At 45.0% G+C, this 16,287-nt stretch carries 12 protein-coding genes; 4 read left to right on the top strand and 8 right to left on the bottom strand.

The features are described 5' to 3' along the window. Positions 1–509: 509 nt before the first annotated feature. Both FLM53_RS14335 and FLM53_RS14330 read left to right on the top strand, forming a co-directional pair. Positions 510–1,817 carry a TolC family outer membrane protein gene (locus FLM53_RS14335; RefSeq protein ID WP_176681529.1) on the top strand — a complete coding sequence of 436 codons (1,308 nt, stop codon included), beginning with the start codon at positions 510–512 and terminating at the stop codon, positions 1,815–1,817. Continuing rightward, positions 1,817–2,428, top strand: a complete 612-nt coding sequence (locus tag FLM53_RS14330) for an OmpA family protein (RefSeq protein ID WP_026084313.1) — start codon at positions 1,817–1,819, stop codon at positions 2,426–2,428. The genes FLM53_RS14335 and FLM53_RS14330 overlap by 1 nt, the downstream gene beginning before the upstream one ends. A gap of 231 nt (positions 2,429–2,659) precedes the next feature. Here the strand turns inward: FLM53_RS14330 and nhaA are convergent, their stop codons facing one another. The 5 genes from nhaA to FLM53_RS14305 form a co-directional block, all read right to left on the bottom strand. Next, entirely contained in the window at positions 2,660–3,823 is a 1,164-nt protein-coding gene (gene nhaA / locus FLM53_RS14325) for a Na+/H+ antiporter NhaA (RefSeq protein WP_048664785.1), read from the bottom strand. A gap of 275 nt (positions 3,824–4,098) precedes the next feature. Continuing rightward, complete coding sequence (locus tag FLM53_RS14320) at positions 4,099–5,247, bottom strand: lipocalin-like domain-containing protein (RefSeq protein WP_176681530.1); 1,149 nt, start codon at positions 5,245–5,247, stop codon at positions 4,099–4,101. Then, positions 5,237–7,690: an ABC transporter permease gene (locus FLM53_RS14315; RefSeq protein WP_176681531.1), complete on the bottom strand. Its 2,454-nt coding sequence runs from the start codon at positions 7,688–7,690 to the stop codon at positions 5,237–5,239. Before FLM53_RS14315 ends, FLM53_RS14320 begins: the two co-directional genes overlap by 11 nt. Then, entirely contained in the window at positions 7,671–8,342 is a 672-nt protein-coding gene (locus FLM53_RS14310; protein WP_017060385.1) for an ABC transporter ATP-binding protein, read from the bottom strand. The genes FLM53_RS14315 and FLM53_RS14310 overlap by 20 nt, the downstream gene beginning before the upstream one ends. 122 nt (positions 8,343–8,464) lie before the next feature. Beyond that, on the bottom strand, positions 8,465–9,838 hold the full coding sequence (locus FLM53_RS14305; RefSeq protein ID WP_176681532.1) for an MATE family efflux transporter: 1,374 nt from the start codon (positions 9,836–9,838) through the stop codon (positions 8,465–8,467). Positions 9,839–10,320: 482 nt separating this feature from the next. Between FLM53_RS14305 and FLM53_RS14300 the strand changes: the two genes are divergently transcribed. Both FLM53_RS14300 and FLM53_RS14295 read left to right on the top strand, forming a co-directional pair. Further along, a complete protein-coding gene (locus FLM53_RS14300) occupies positions 10,321–11,748 on the top strand; it encodes a cytochrome-c peroxidase (RefSeq protein WP_176681533.1) in 1,428 nt (475 codons plus the stop codon). Positions 11,749–11,903: 155 nt separating this feature from the next. Next, entirely contained in the window at positions 11,904–13,358 is a 1,455-nt protein-coding gene (locus tag FLM53_RS14295) for a DUF2867 domain-containing protein (RefSeq protein ID WP_176681534.1), read from the top strand. A gap of 138 nt (positions 13,359–13,496) precedes the next feature. Here FLM53_RS14295 and FLM53_RS14290 read toward each other — a convergent pair whose 3' ends face one another. From FLM53_RS14290 to rsuA, 3 genes are all read right to left on the bottom strand, one after another. Then, a complete protein-coding gene (locus FLM53_RS14290) occupies positions 13,497–14,156 on the bottom strand; it encodes a DUF2913 family protein (RefSeq protein ID WP_176681535.1) in 660 nt (219 codons plus the stop codon). Continuing rightward, a complete protein-coding gene (locus FLM53_RS14285) occupies positions 14,156–15,373 on the bottom strand; it encodes a Bcr/CflA family multidrug efflux MFS transporter (RefSeq protein ID WP_176681536.1) in 1,218 nt (405 codons plus the stop codon). The genes FLM53_RS14290 and FLM53_RS14285 overlap by 1 nt, the downstream gene beginning before the upstream one ends. Before the next feature lie 204 nt (positions 15,374–15,577). Next, positions 15,578–16,273: a 16S rRNA pseudouridine(516) synthase RsuA gene (gene rsuA, locus FLM53_RS14280; protein WP_017633289.1), complete on the bottom strand. Its 696-nt coding sequence runs from the start codon at positions 16,271–16,273 to the stop codon at positions 15,578–15,580. Positions 16,274–16,287 lie beyond the last annotated feature (14 nt).

The following is a 16,287-nucleotide window of genomic DNA, read 5'->3' as shown; positions in this document are numbered from 1 at the left end:
TCTCGATATACTCACAGGTACACGCTAAGGCTAAAGGTAGTTTATAAATAGCACGACGCTAGAGTTGTCAAATTGCCTAACAATGATAAGGCTCAAAGCCTATAGAAGAAGTGCTCCCTCTTACTCTACCTAGAGTTAACTAGTCTCTATACCATTCAGAGTATCACTAAGTTGCATCTCACATGTTGTCTCCAAATAGAGCTGAAACCTTTGGCACATTCTTAGTGTTGATATCGACATTTCAAACAAGCTCACGTCCTATCCTCACTTATTCGAACACTTGCTTAATAATGGCCTTAATCCAGTTCGTAAATCACCCACGCAAAAGTTGCCGACCTCGATTATTAGCAAATTAATCAATAGCAATAGCGACTTACCTTCGAAATAAAGCCCACAAACTTAGCATTTTTGTCCATATGTCCTAAGCTTCGTTTAATAGCCTTTCTCAATTAGGAAGTTAAACGCAAGTTAGGGAAAGGCGGGACATTAAAAGTAGAAGGAGACCTACTTTGAGACTGTTTAAATTATCCATCATGTGTTGCTTAGTTGTTGCAACTCCACTCTCTGCTCAAACTTTGGAACAGGCCGTCGCCATTACCTTGGCAACAAACCCTGAAATCAAAAGTATCTTCAATGAGTTTGTGAGTGTCCGAAGCCGTAATGACGCCGCAGGCGGTGCGTATAGACCAAGCATTGACCTTGATGCCGGTATTGGCTACGAAGGTATTAACCCTGCACCAAACAATGGCCCAGATACAGACTTAACACGAAAGGAAGCAACGATATCCCTCACTCAGTTGCTGTGGGATGGTTCGTCGACTCTCAACGACATTGATCGTACTGCCGCAGAAGCAGAATCGGTTCGCTTACAACTGTTAGCGGATGCTGAAGATAAAGCGCTAGAGGTCACACAGATCTACTTAGACGCAGTCAAAGCAACTGAAGTTTTAGCCCTTTCGGAAAGTAACCTTGCTATCCACAAGAAAATCTATAAAGACATCAAAAAGCGTGCTGTCTCAGGAATAGGCTCAACCGCAGATGTGTCTCAAGTAGAAGCTAGGATTGCAAAAGCGCACGGCAACTTATTAGCCGCACAGAACAATTTAATCGATACCCATACCCAATTTAGACGAATAGTAGGTCAAGAACCACTAGGTTTAGTTTACCCAAGAGCCGATATTTCTATGATTCCCCTATCATTATCTGATGCCCTTGTTGATGCACTAGACCAACACCCTGTCATCAAGATTGCTACTGCAGATGTTGATTCCGCGCACTTCCAATACAAACAATCAAAAGGTGTTAATTACCCGACCTTCTCTATTGAAGCCTCTCAGTCATGGCGTGATGATGCGGGTGGCGATGAAGGTTCGAGCCAAGAAACACTGGCAATGCTACGAATGAGATACAACCTCTACAACGGTGGCACTGACAGTGCAAACTCAGAAGCTGCGGCTTATCAACTCAATAAAGCAAAGGATCTGAGAGATCGTGCTTATAGACAAGTTGAAGAAGGACTACGCCTCTCTTGGAGTGCATTGGATCTTACGTTACAACAAAAGAACTTTTTATCTGATCACGTAGATTCTGCATCAGAAACCGTTATCGCTTATGAAAAACAATATCGAATCGGTAAACGTACGCTTCTAGATTTGCTCAACACCGAAAACGAACTGTTTGAAGCCCGTAAAGATTACTTAGATGCGCATTACGCTGAACAGTACGCGAAATACCGTGTAATGAACGCGACAGGTTCTCTATTGAATGCTCTGCTAGTCGACATCCCTGACGAGTGGACAACGGCCGTGGAGTATTAATCATGAAGATAACTTACTTACTACTTCCTGCGTTAACAATGACCTTGCTAGCCTGCTCTAGCCAACAGGAAGAGGAATATATTGAGACACCTGAAGCGTCGCAGATTTCAGATCTGCAAGACGATGATAACGATGGCGTGGTCAATGCGCGAGACACCTGTCCTGGCACACCTGAATCGTCTCTGGTTGATAATGAAGGTTGTGGCGAGACGGTTAGCTCGCAAGAAGTCAGACAGTTGAACATCCTATTTGCCAATGACTCGTTTGAAGTTAACCCGATCTTCTCTGATCAAATCACCACTATGGCTGAGTTTTTAGAAACCTACCAAAGCGCGTCGATTGAGATTCAGGGCTATGCCAGTAAAGTCGGTGCGAGTGAATACAACTTGGAGCTATCCAAGAAACGCGCTCACCACGTCGAAGATGAACTATTATCGAATGGTATCGACCCAAGTCGAGTAAGAGTTGTCGGTTACGGTGAAGAACGATTAGAGAGCGAGGGCGATGATGCGACTTCTCATGCTTTAAACCGTCGAGTAACAGCAACGGTTGTCGGACTGAGCGAACAAATCGTCGAAGAGTGGACCATATTTACCACGCTTAAAAAGTAGCGTGACATCGTCACCATGCTGATGAGGTTGGTATTGAAAATGACCTACTAGGTTGCTAACTAGCAAACCGTAAGATCAATAAAGCCGTGATAGGGTTGCCCATCACGGCTTTTTTGTTCTTTGTCGTCACATGAATCGAGGGGATGACTCTGTGACGTTTCTTGCTACTCGGGAACTAGCTTGTTACTCAGTCAGTAGGCTCCCTATTTAATTTAGCGAGCCTACTACCGATTATAGTTTTACTTCTTGGTGCTTAGTTTTCGGTAAAGAAATACTTAGCAGGAAGTAACCCAGGATTGCTGCTGTCGTTGATCCCATCAGGATACCTAGTCGAGCAAGCGTATCAAAATCTGCGTTCGTTGGACCAAATGCCAATGAAGAGATGAAGATAGACATTGTAAAGCCAATACCACACAGCACAGACACTGCGAAGATGTTCATGAAGTTCACACCTTCAGGAAGTTTAGCTACACCTGTTTTCACAGCACCCCAGCTGAATAGGAAGATACCCAGTGGCTTACCAACCAATAGACCCATTGCAATACCAAGCGGTAGCATGCCTGTTAGGTTTGAAATTGAGATACCTTCTAGCGAGATACCAGCGTTTGCAAATGCAAAGATAGGCAAGATTGCAAAAGCGACGTATGGGTGCAGAGCATGTTCTAGGTGTTTCAGCGGAGAATGTTCCCCTTTATTACCTTTCAGTGGGATAGCAAAACCAATTACTACACCTGCTAGCGTTGCGTGAACACCAGACTTCAATACTGCGAACCACAGAATGGCACCAACAATGAGGTAAACACTTAGCTTGGTAACATGCTTGTTGTTTAGCATGAACAATACACCAGTCGCGATAAAGCCAACCGTTAGTGCAAGCGTAGATAGGTCACCTGAGTAGAACAATGCAATGATAACAACAACACCTAGGTCATCGATAATTGCTAGAGCCAGTAGGAACACTTTCAAGCTTACTGGTACACGGTTGCCTAGAAGTGCCATGATACCCAATGCGAATGCGATATCTGTTGCTGCCGGGATAGCCCAACCTTGAAGCGCTTCAGGGTTACTTGAGTTAAATAGCACGTAAATTAGTGCAGGAGCTAGCATACCACCCACAGCTGCGATAGCTGGGAAGATTGCAGTCTCTTTAGACTTTAATGCGCCTTCTAAAAGCTCACGCTTAACTTCTAAGCCGATTAGAAGGAAGAAGACAGCCATTAAGCCATCGTTAATCCAGTGAGACACAGACATACCAAGAACGTAACTATGAAGTACACCTTGGTACATTTCGTTCAGTGGTGAGTTTGCTACAAACATTGCGATCGCCGCAGCGATTACTAGGATGATGCCGCCAGCAGATTCCATTTTAAAGAAGTCACGGATGACGTCGGTCATGATTTCGCCCTTATATTTATTATTTAAATAAACGAATAACAAAGAATAACCACGAGTTTATATCCAAGCTTTATCGATAGATAATCACTTCTTTGGATGTTTAACTTCGGTTTTTCCTACAAATACTAAACAATACGTCGTATATTCCATAAAGTTGTTATGCACCATAAATTAAGTATAGATGAGATCAGCGAACCTGTATGCAGAATTCATTACATGCAGAGTAAAGTGAATAGCACAAAAAAAGGCTATCAAATGATAGCCTTAGGTGTTTTTTAGTAGCCGGTTAACTGCATAAAGCCGGTCGCTTCATGGCTCCCGCTCGCCTTAATCGGCCCTTCCCAATATGGTATGACAAATGGAAGCCACATATCCCTACGTATAATACGCGTAGTCAGGTTGATATCATGCTTGGGCACGTTAATGATCCACTGAAGTGGCATTCGTCGACCATTCATCAAGGTTGTGTTTTGCAAAGGCTGAATCGAAACATCAGCTTCGGTCAGCTGGTATACCTTACCGGAACGAGTCGCTAAAGTGCCGAACACATAAGGCAACTGTTGGTTATGACGATAGCGATTAATGCTCAGCGCTGTACCATCATCGAGATTGAATACAAACCAATCCCAACCTTGTTGACCCACTCCTAATAAACCACTGCCCCACTCTTTATGTACCCAGGCTGTGCCTTCAACTTCCTTGGCGACACCGTCGAGATTCAACACACCACTCAGTGATAAGAACGGCGCACTGAAGTTATAAGACGCAACAGGTAGTAAATCGTGTTTTTTCTGATAGCCGTTCTCTCCATTAAGTACATATGGCCCTTTCGCCACTGTATCTAATTGGAGACCGAACGTATCCGTTTGTACTTGCAAGCGACCAGGAAACGGCGTGTTACCCAGCGAACGCCAATTCCAATTATCAATCCAAATTCTAAACGGACGACTGGTCATTCCCGCTTGGCCAATGCCACCACGAGCCATGCGCTGCTCTTTCCATACTTTAGATTTGGAAGAGACCACCACGTTTGAGATATAGACTTGTGGACTCTGCCATCCGGGCGTTTCACGTTCGTCTGTCGCGATACGGAAAAAGCTCCACTGAACCGAATAGTCTTTGCCATCATCCCCTTTCAAAGACGCGAAGTAGTGCCACCATTCGTGCTGAAACTCGGGATGAAACTTGAAATCTTGTGGTAGCGAAACGTTACGGTCTGGTAACACAGGTTCGAACACGTTGAAGTGTTCGCTTACCAAAACAGAGTTCACCTCATTGACCCCTTTTTCGCCAGGGTCAATGAAATAGGAGTAGTAACCCCAAACACTCAAAAAGATGCCGAAGAAACTTATTAACAGTAAAGAAGACAAAATCCGTTGCCTTAACTTGGCTGAGCTATTCCGTAGAAACATATTAAAGGGCATCCCTCAGTGACTTCATCGGCGTGTTCCGAATCATTCTCATCACTGGTAAAGCACCAGCTAGCATCAATGCTGCCATTGCCCAAGCAAATGTCTCTAAATAGTCCCAAGGGAGCACTTGTAACTCGAGTGACCACCCAAAAGACTGCTTGATAACGATATCAACGATCAAGCTCGCTAACGCTAAGCCAAGCGGAATCGCGATTAACGAGGAAATAAGTCCAAACACAAACAGCTGCAAACTGCCTGTCAGAATCAGCTCTTTCGCAGAAACACCCAAGCAGCGCTGCAGCGAGATATGCCTTTGCCGCGATACTTCACCCGCAACAGTCGCAAAGAAGATGCCGAACACCGCAATAACTAAAGTAATATTGCCTAGCGTATCTGCTATCGCGAAGGTTCTATCAAACACCCGCATCGCTTGGCTGTGAATATTGTTGTTGTCAAAGATACGTTCAGAGCCGAGCCTGAACACGCTTTCCAATCGGCTTCTAAGACCGATTGAATTGACATCATCTTTGAGTATCACGCCAAGGCCAACATTGCCCCGTCCTGCAAAGCCATACAGCCAGTTTCGATGTGACATCATCACTTGATGGTAAGGGTTGCCATAATCATAATAAACACCCACAACTTGCCAACCGGAGCCTAAGTTGTCATAGAGATCAATGTAGTCTCCCGGACGGATACCCAACTTGAGAGACATCGATTCGCTGATCAACACACCTTTAGAGTGGTGTAAGTGATACCAGTAATTTGGAATGCCGAGTTTGATGGTTAGCGCTTCTAGTTCACCTTCAGAAGGCCCAGTACTCACTACTTGAATACTGCCTACTGGAGAAGCAACATCTTTCTCCCAGCGCCACCAAACAGAATCAACTTCAGGTTGTTCTGATAGCCAACTACTCATGCGAGCAGCTGCATTGTTAGTTGGGTAAATATAGAGGTCAGCTGCCAAGCGCTGCGTTAACCACTTGTCGGTAGTGTCCCTAAAACTACCTACCATGGTTTCTACGCCAATGTTCGCCGTTAGCGCTAGCATAAAGGCCATAGTCGCTACACCACGATAGCTCATGCTTGAAGCTGCGTCTGCGAAGAACCAGCGAGCACGAACCCAACGTAATGAATAAGACAGGCTGTTAAACAGTTTCCACATTAAGAATGGCGTAAACAGAGCTACACTCACCAGCATTAGTGCGATAATCGCAAAGCCAGACTCTTGTGTTTGTGGAGCTTGATACACAGCAACAGCAGCAACCAAGAAGCCACAGCCAATCAACGCTTGCCAAGTGAACTCAGTACCCGCAAAACGCATCAAAGACAAACGAGAAGACAAACGAATCGGTTGAGACTTAAGTAAACGAACCAATGGCCATGCGCACGCTAAGAAAGCTCCAATCAATGCCATCAGTAAGCTGTAACCGCTCCAACGCCAGTTCCAGTCAATCGTTAAGCCGACGTTGGCATCGTATAAATCGCCCAAACTTGAAGATACGGCAGGTAAAAGTTGGTTCGCCAGCATCACACCAAACACATTACCGCAGATCCAGCTCAGCAAAACTAGTAGCAATAATTCTAAACAGAGCGCTTTAGTCAGCTGCCAACCAGACACACCCGTTTGTCTTAAAATTCCGACTAACGGTTGACGTTGAATAAAAGAAAGCGACATTGCTTGATAGAAAATGAACAAGCCAACCACAAACGACAGCATACCCATCGCTTTTAGGTTTAAGTGGAACGCACTGGTTAGCGACTCAAGTTCGGCTTTAGAGCTGCGCGAAATCGTTAAGCCGTTTGGCAGCATGTTTTTGAGACGTTCAAATTTCTCGGTAGACATCTCTGAGCAAGCAATCACAGATAAACCGGCACTTCGCTTGAGCATTCTCAGTAACGAAATATCCGCAATCAGCCTTGTACCATTGATAATGTTGTTCTCGTCAACCATTACCGGGCCAAGCTCAGAGCCATCCAGAAGAGGAATGTAATCACCATTGTTCCATTTCATGTGTTCAGCGAGATCATCGCTCACAAGAATCGGATACGGCGGCTTCATAAGATTTAAAGTATTAAGATCTTTTAACGCAACGCCCGGTTGCAGTTGAAGCATAGAAACTGGGTCTATACCAATCAGCATGAAGTTTGAACCGTTTTCATCAGTGATACGATGGTGATCAAAAGGAGAACACTGCTGAAAGCCTTCACGGCGAAGGTGGATATAAAAGCCTTGTGGGATTTTATTGGCGTTGTGTTTTGGTCGAATACGGTAAGGAAGAGGATTCGAAAAGAGTTTTTCGCCATGAGCATAGCTTTGCTTGGCGTGTTGGTTAATGGCAGTAACACCAACCAAAAGTGATACGCCGAGGGTTAAACCAAGCCATACCAAGATAATCTGAAGTGGGTAACGTCGATAATGACCGAGTAGTGCCTTAACTACGGGCCATAACATGCAGTTGCCCTCCTTGTAGACGGATCCGGCCATCCATGTGTAACGCTACTTTTTCACTGTGTGTCACGAGCAACAAAGTGCATTCTAATTGGCGAGCCAAAGACGTAAGCAAACGCATTACCGCTTCGGCATTACGCTCATCTAGACTACCCGTTGGTTCATCGGCCAATAAGATTTTTGGTTCCATATATAACGCACGAGCAATCGCTGCACGTTGTTGCTGTCCACCAGACGCTTCTTCAGGGTAACGACCAAGCAGTGGCATAAGATCTAAAGCAGAAAGAATCTGTCTCCAGAGCCCCTTGTCTTCCGGTAAGCCTTTTAATTGGCGGCAAAAACGAATGTTATCAGCAATATTCAATGTCGGCAGTAAATTGAACTGCTGAAAGATATGGCCAATGTTGTTTCTGCGATAAGCGGTGCGGTCACGCTCGGTAGAGTCGTGCATGTTGAAGTGAGGGAAAGCGATTTCACCTGAATCGGCTAGGTCTAAACCCGCGATAAGATTCAGTAAAGTACTTTTACCTGAACCGCTTTCCCCCATTAATGCCAGCTGGTCACCTTGGTTTAATGTCAGTTCAGCACCTTGCAAAACAGGGTGAAACTCCCCCCCATCGACATAGCCTTTACATAGGTCTGACAGCTTTAACATTAAACAGCTCGCATTAGTTAGAATTTGGAAGGAGAATCTACACTAATTCCCTGTTAGGAGGAAGTATTTTGAAAGATAGATCACACACCAACGATAAAGTGATGCGATTGGTGCGCCCGACTTCAACTTCCTATCAAGTTTTTAATCCATTTTCTTGTTTTCATGCGATAGAGCGACCCACCCCACTTAATCACTTCTTCAGTGAGGAACAGTAGGTAAACCCACTCAGGTGGAAACTTAAAGTAAATAGCGGCGATGGCTGCCAACGGAATACCGATCACCCATTGAGCAATCAGATCTTGGTATAGACAGAACTTAACGTCACCACCCGCTCGGAGTACACCTACGATCACCGTCATTGGAATAGAGCGGATGACAATACCCACGCTAAGAATCAAAATAAACTTCTCTGAAAGTGCTCTAGTTTCTTCTGTCAAAGCACTAAAGGCATTCAATATTGGCGTTTGTATGAAGTAGAGGAAAATCGCGACCACAATACTGGTCAAGAAACACAAAATCGTTAAGCCTAGCGCTTGATAGTAGACCGCTTCATTGTTCTTCGCACCAAGCTGATTGCCCACCAAAACCGCGGCTGCATTCGACATCCCTATCAATAAACTCAATGAGATAGATTCAACTGGCGTCATTACCGAAAGCGCTGCTAAACCTTGCACACCTGATTGCCCCATAATGGCGTGATAAGCGAATAAGCCCCCCGCCCAAGCCAAGAAGTTGAAGGTTGTCGGCAGAGACAATTTCAAGAAGCGAACAACTTTCTCCACCGTTGCTGCGGCTTTAATATCACAAAGTTTGAAGGCTAATAAATGTTTAGAGAAATAGAGGTAGCCAAACAAGGTCGCGACTTCAATTGCGCCACTCAGAACTGTCGCAATTGCCGCGCCTTTGATGCCAAGAGCAGGAAACCCTAAGTTACCGAAGATCAGCACCCAGTTTAAGAACACATTAGACAGGATACCGATACCACTGAAAAAGGTACTCAGCCCTGGCTTATGCATCGCTCTTAAGCCAACAGCCATGCTGCTGACACACGATACGGCTAACATGCTAAATGAGGTGATAACGATGTATTGAACGCCCAAACTGATGACTTCTTGAGAGTCGGTAGTCACACCCATAATTTGTGCCGGGAAAGAGACAAAGAACACGATGGTCAATAGCGCAAACAGCGTCGAAACCAACCAAGTTAGTGCTGTGCTTTCTCTCACACCTTGCTTATTACCCGCGCCCCAATATTGAGCGGTAAGCAACGCTCCGCCCGTGGTCACGCCCACTAGCATAATAGTGGTCACAAACATCGCACGGCTTGCAACGCCGACTGCGGCAATATCGGCTTCCCCAAGTTGTCCTAACATCAATACATCCACCAAACCTCGGCTTGAAAACATGATGCTCTGTAAGGTGATTGGCAAAGCAATGGCAATCAACCTGCGAACAAAATCGCCGCGTGTGTGATGAATAATTGAAGAGAGCAACATAGGAATACCTGAACGGAACGTGTTGATGACAAAAGGATTATTCTTTCAGTATATCAATGTTCGAATTTCAACCATACATAAATCATACTGAGGACAGCAATTTCCGTATAACGTCTTTTCACGTTTCATTCATTGGATGGCAATAAGGTGAGACTCCCAAGCCTAGGTAAGAATAAGTTTGGTAAATATAATCAATTCTCAAATTAGCCATAAAAAGTAGATATTAAACATCGTCCATACATAAAAAACTCAACTCAATCTCCAATCAGCCTAAATTGACGGAAATCAAAGTTAGTCCCGATACTTATTCCATTGAATTTGTTATCAATTTTCACACATCGGCTTAACCATATGATTTGAGTGGTTTTATTGTGTTAAATTTTAATCCATCTAATTATTCGATTAATATTCATTCCTTTTTGTCATTTCATAAATCACCTTTAATTCAATAACTTCCACCCCAGTTTCAATAGGGAGTTAAAATGAATAATAAAAAATTAATAATGAGTTTGGCAGGTGTCGGTATCTTGGCTTATTTAGGTACGGTGTATACGGTTGATAAAAACGATCAACGCATTGCTGCTGAAAGCCTCGCGCAATTTTCATCTTTGGATAAGTCCTCTTTAGACTACCAAGCAATGAAAGTACTCAGTGATAAAGGGTGTGCTTACTGCCACACCAACGAAAGTGAAATGCCCTTCTACTCTGAATGGCCAATCGCGAAAACCCTCATGAATGCCGACATACAAACAGGTATGAAGCACTTTGAAATTACGCAACTCTTCAACGGTATTCAGAATAATGAACCAGTATCCGAAGTAGCGCTCGCGCGCATCGAAAAAGTGCTCTACGACGATTCTATGCCACCTAAGATCTATAAATCCATGCACTGGTCTGCAGGCATTTCAAATGAAGAAAAGCACACCTTATTAAAATGGATACGCCAAACAAGAGCAGACATTCACCAAGACTCTCCAGTAGATGACAGCCGCAGAGAAGGTACGCTTCAGCCAATCTACACTCAGTTTGAAGTAGACGAAGACAGAGTAAAGCTGGGCAAAGCGCTCTACCATGACACGCGCCTATCAGGTGATGACACGGTTTCTTGTGCCACTTGCCATGGCCTGGATACAGGCGGTGTCGACAACTTAGTTGGCTCTGTTGGCATTCATGGTCAAGTTGGCGGCATCAATGCTCCAACAGTTTTCAACTCGGCGTATAACAAACTGCAATTTTGGGACGGCAGGGCAAATGACTTGCAAGACCAAGCGGGCGGCCCTCCTTTTAACCCTATCGAAATGGGATCAGAGGGTTGGCAACAGATCATCGATAAGCTGAGCAATGATCCTGAGTTAGTCGCTAAGTTCAATAAGACTTATGACGGTGAAATCACTGGCGACACCATCACTCATGCTATAGCCGAATTTGAGAAAACCTTAGTGACACCAAACAGCCGTTTCGACCAATACCTGACGGGTGATACCGACGCAATGGACGCTCATGAAAAACACGGACTGAAACTATTCAAACAATACAGCTGTGATACATGCCACACGGGTGAAGCCATGGGCGGTGAAACCTTTGAAACCATGGGTATGAAAGCGGACTACTTCTCAGACAGAGGAACCGACATCACCCCTGAGGACCTGGGAAGATACAACGTCACGGCGATTGAATCCGACAAGCACAAGTTCAAAGTGCCAACGCTTAGAAACATTGAACTTACTGCGCCCTACTTCCACGACGGCCATGCAGAGACACTAGAACAAGCGATCTTTGATATGGGTAAATATCAAGTGGGTGTCGAAATGAGTGATGATGAAGTGGATGCCATCAAAGCATTCCTAAAAACTCTGACCGGCGAATACAAGGGAAATAACCTTAGCCCTAAGGCGCAGCAGCAGAGCTAAGTAGCATCAAACGAAGCAATTAAATTCTGACGATAGACTTAAGCCAATAGATTCTTTCTATTGGCTTTTTCATTACTCGTGGCTCAATTGGTTTTGTAGAAAAGTTAGCGTAGTATGAACAAAGGATGGTTTGATACGCAATACATGGAGTAACGATGAAGAAAGTACTGGTTTTAGGCGCTTCTGGATATGTTGGTTCACAGCTACTTCCTCTTCTGCTAGAGCAAGGTTATCAAGTAACCGCAGCAGCAAGGCATATCGACTACTTAAAAGCGCGAACCGAACCTCATGAAAACTTGTCACTCGAATACCTCGATCTGGCTGACCAAGCGGCAACACAAGCTTTGGTTCCCAACTTTGACCTTATCTTCTTCCTTGTCCACGGCATGGCTGAAGGCCACGACTTCATTGATTACGAGTTAAACCTAGCCCGCAACTTTGTCTCTGCACTTGGCCCTAAAAACCAACATGTTATCTATCTGAGTTCACTTCAACCTCAAACCGGCGATTCTGAGCATCTTCAAGCCAGAAAGAAAACGGGTGAGCTGCTTCGTAAAGGCTCGGTTCCCGTTACTGAGCTTCGAGCTGGCGTCATTATCGGCCCGGGTTCTGCTGCGTTTGAGATAATGCGAGACTTCGTTTACAACCTACCAATCATGATTGCGCCGAAATGGGTCGACTCAAAAGCGAACCCTATCGCATTGAAAAACCTAAACCACTACTTATTAAAGCTCGCGCAAGATACCCCAAGTGAAAGCCAAACCTTTGAGGTGGGTGGGCCAGATATCGTCTCTTATCGAAATCAATTCGCGCATATTGCTAAAACCGCCGATCGTCCACTTAGGCTGTGGGCAACCTCCCTACTCACACCTAAAATCGCTTCTTATTGGCTTGGCGTGGTGACCTCTGTCCCTTCCAACATAGGTAGAGCGTTACTTGCGGGCTTAAAGCATGACTTTATTGCCAACTCGACCACTATCCAAGAAAAGTACCCACAAAAACTCGTGTCGTTCGAGAGCATGGTAGAACAAGCCATTCATGCCGAAGGTAACTTCGTAAAAAGTAACGTTTGGGGCTTTGATAAAACAGCCTTTAAACGCTGGCAAGCGGGATACGGTTACTACCCCAAGAAGACTGGCGCAAGTATCACGTCTAGTGCCTCGTTAGAGTCGCTTTGGCACGTCGCCCAACAGATAGGTAGCCCGAAACAAGGTTATTTCTTCGCTAACGCTTTATGGCGCACAAGAGAATGGTTAGATCTTCTATTTGGCGGCGGTGTACCTGTCCGACAAATGCCGGAAGGACCAAAACTAAAAGTGGGCGACAAAATAGATTCATGGAAAGTCATCCGCTGTGAAGAGAACCAATTTCTATCGCTACTGTTTGGCATGAAAGGGCCGGGCTTAGGACGACTGGAGATCACTGTTTCTGACAACGGAGATTCTCGTGAACTGAACATATCAGCTTGGTGGCACCCGAAAGGCTTTCTAGGGTTACTGTATTGGTTCGCAATGATGCCAGCTCACCTGTTTATCTTTAAAGGTATGGTGAAAGCGATAGAGAAGCAGGCACAAGAGCAGATGCGAGATTCGAGTGACGAGATGAGATGAAAATAAAAGCAGATGAGGGATTCGAGTGACGGGATACGAAAAGACTTAACAGCAAATTGGCGACATGCGCTGTGAGAGGCGATAAAGAGCGGATAATTCCGCTCTTCGTATCTCTCATCTCGTATCCCGAATCCGCTACTAGCCAATAACGCTAATTGGAATCTCAGCCAGTTGGTTGCCTTGGTTAGCTGGGTATACGATATATTCACCGTGATACTTCACTGCAGACTTGTAGTCCGTCACTTTGTGAAGCATAAAGCCCGCTTCCATCGCCGCTTGGATAAACTCGGCGTGGTTACCACGTACAAACCAGTTCATTGGCTTAACCATCAACTCACCATCGAAAGAGTCGTCACACTGCTTGCCACATAAAGCAAATGAGTGTTCACCATCGGTAAAGAATTGAATTTTGCCGCCAGTGGTTAGTTCGTCTTCGCTTGATACGCTCCAACCCATCTCGTACATCTTGTCCATAAACGCTTCAACATCGCTGTCTTTTAGCGCTTTAGGCTCTTCGCCTTCAGGGAAAAACTGACCGTAAAACGCAGAGATACGTTTGAAGGTAAAAGTTAAATCAGAGTTGTTACCCTTTGAGCGGCCCTGCTTTTGCCAGCGAACTAAGTCCGGCACAATCACGCGATCGTAAGATTGAGCCTTGATCGCTTTGGTTACCCAACGTACAAGGTAAAGGTTGTTTGCAATAGGTGCGTCAATCGCTTTACCTGACTTATGCAGAGCGTATAACTCACCTAGCGCATCGTTCACTAACTTCTGAATTTCAATATAGTATTTTGACATTATGCCTTCTTTCCTAATGTCCAATATAGTAATGCTGACAGTATTGCACATGCTGCCATCACCATAGCCATTGGCCCTGCAGTGTCACTTGGTAGCATTGCGACAATTGCGCCTACCACAGAACCAGTACCAAACCTTAATGTGCCCGCCAGCGAAGAAGCTGTACCAGCCATGTTCGGGTATCCACTTAAAAGCAGTGCCATTGAGTTACTACCAATGGTAGACAGTGTGCCGATAAACAGCATCACGAATGGCACAATACCCCATAGGCCGATGTCTAATGACCAGCCGACCAACAAACCTAAACCCGCGAACAATTGAATGGATAAACCCAACTTTAGCATCGCGTGTGAGCCCACCTTCTTCACGATTCGACCATTAATGCTCGTCATCAAGATCATCGCGACAATGTTCAAGCCAAACAGATAACCAAACAAATCAGGGCGAACACCATAGATGTCGATGTAAACGAAAGAACCTGCCGTTAAGAATGCGAACATTCCCGAGAAAGAGAATGCACCTGAGAAAATCAGGCCCATTGCCGTCGGGTTTTTACATAAACGAGCATAGTTACGAATCGTGGTTTTGAAACGCAGCGGTTGACGATTTTCCGTTGGCAGCGTTTCTGGAATCTTCATCGATACCGCTAAGATTACGATCACCGCAAATATAGCCAATACCCAGAAAATTGAACGCCAGCCGAACCACAATGCCAAGTAACCACCAATCATAGGAGCGACTAACGGTGCGACTGTCATCACCAAGGTGACGAAAGACATGGTTCTCGCGAAATCTTCACGATCAAACATGTCTCTTACCACAGCTTGAATAATAACGGCGGCGGCAGCACCAGCAAAACCTTGCGCGGTACGGATGTAAGTCAGCGCTTCAATGCCATGCGTTGTTGCACTTACCATAGAAGCAATAGCAAACAGGAACACACCAATCAACAGCACGGGCTTACGACCATAACTGTCGGCTAATGGACCGTGCAGTAACTGCCCCAACGCGAAACCTGCGGTATAAGCTGTTAGCGTAATTTGTACTTCACCCGCCGTTACACCAAGATCTTTGGCAATGGTCGGCATCGCAGGCAAGTACATATCGATCGCGAGCGGCGTCAGTGCGCCAATTGCACCGAGAATCAAAAACAGCATTAAGCCTAATTGAGGGGTTTCAGGTTGGGAGCTTGGGCTCTGTGTGGTAGATGTCTGCATGGTTCTCCGAATGTTCAACTGATAGAGCTAGGGACTTACGTGAGCACGCAAGTCAAAAGATTGGCTGAGACTTTCCTAGTACCAGTCAACATCATCAGCCGACGCTATCCATGGTCGGCTTTACAACGAAAGGGCTATTTCCTGCTAAAAGCGATGTTCTGCCATCAACAGTTTTGCTGATTTTAAACAGCTTCTAACTAAGGGTTACTTCCAGATAGAGTCGACTTCTTCCTGAGTTAGGTAACGGTATTCACCTAATTCTAAAGATTCGTCCATCTCGATTTCGCCAATACGTTCACGATGCAGTGCTTCTACCTTGTTACCAAGCGCAGCAAACATACGTTTTACTTGGTGGTATTTGCCTTCGTGAATCGTTAGTAGTACTTCGCGTTCTGCACGTACTTCAAGATGTGCAGGAAGTGTTAGGCCATCTTCGCTCTTAAGCTGGATGCCCTCTTTGAATTTTTCAACATAGTCTGGTTCTACAGGATCAACCAACCACACACGGTACATTTTTTCGCACTTGTGTTTTGGTGCTGTGATGCGGTGAGACCACTTGCCGTCATCAGTAATCAGAACAAGACCTGTTGTATCAACATCTAGACGACCTGCAAAGTGCAGCTTGTCCATTTTGATTTCATCAAGTAATTCAAACGCAGTGCGATTTGAGCCATCTTCATGCGAACAAACAAAGCCTTCTGGCTTATAAAGCATGATGTAACGTGGACCATGAACATTCAGTTCATTGCCCTGCCATTCAACAACACACTCTTCAGTTACCTTAAGTGAACCGCTTTTTTGAATGACGTCATTGACTGTCACTGCTTTTGATTTTAATAAATGTGTTGCTTCTCTTCGAGTGACGCCTAACGCATCGCACAGAAATTTATCTAAACGCATGAATACCTCAACTA

The organism is Vibrio sp. Scap24 (assembly GCF_013394185.1).
GTDB classification, from domain to species: domain Bacteria; phylum Pseudomonadota; class Gammaproteobacteria; order Enterobacterales; family Vibrionaceae; genus Vibrio; species Vibrio pomeroyi.
This window is presented reverse-complemented; position numbering and strand designations above follow the sequence as displayed.

Bases quoted from the DNA above. Each gene is read 5' to 3' on its own strand.
- nhaA (WP_048664785.1), bottom strand. From the start codon at position 3,823: ATGACCGACGTCATCCGTGACTTCTTTAAAATGGAATCTGCTGGCGGC.
- FLM53_RS14320 (WP_176681530.1), bottom strand. From the start codon at position 5,247: ATGCCCTTTAATATGTTTCTACGGAATAGCTCAGCCAAGTTAAGGCAA.
- FLM53_RS14315 (WP_176681531.1), bottom strand. From the start codon at position 7,690: ATGTTATGGCCCGTAGTTAAGGCACTACTCGGTCATTATCGACGTTAC.
- FLM53_RS14310 (WP_017060385.1), bottom strand. From the start codon at position 8,342: ATGTTAAAGCTGTCAGACCTATGTAAAGGCTATGTCGATGGGGGGGAG.
- FLM53_RS14305 (WP_176681532.1), bottom strand. From the start codon at position 9,838: ATGTTGCTCTCTTCAATTATTCATCACACACGCGGCGATTTTGTTCGC.
- FLM53_RS14300 (WP_176681533.1), top strand. From the start codon at position 10,321: ATGAATAATAAAAAATTAATAATGAGTTTGGCAGGTGTCGGTATCTTG.
- FLM53_RS14295 (WP_176681534.1), top strand. From the start codon at position 11,904: ATGAAGAAAGTACTGGTTTTAGGCGCTTCTGGATATGTTGGTTCACAG.
- FLM53_RS14290 (WP_176681535.1), bottom strand. From the start codon at position 14,156: ATGTCAAAATACTATATTGAAATTCAGAAGTTAGTGAACGATGCGCTA.
- FLM53_RS14285 (WP_176681536.1), bottom strand. From the start codon at position 15,373: ATGCAGACATCTACCACACAGAGCCCAAGCTCCCAACCTGAAACCCCT.
- rsuA (WP_017633289.1), bottom strand. From the start codon at position 16,273: ATGCGTTTAGATAAATTTCTGTGCGATGCGTTAGGCGTCACTCGAAGA.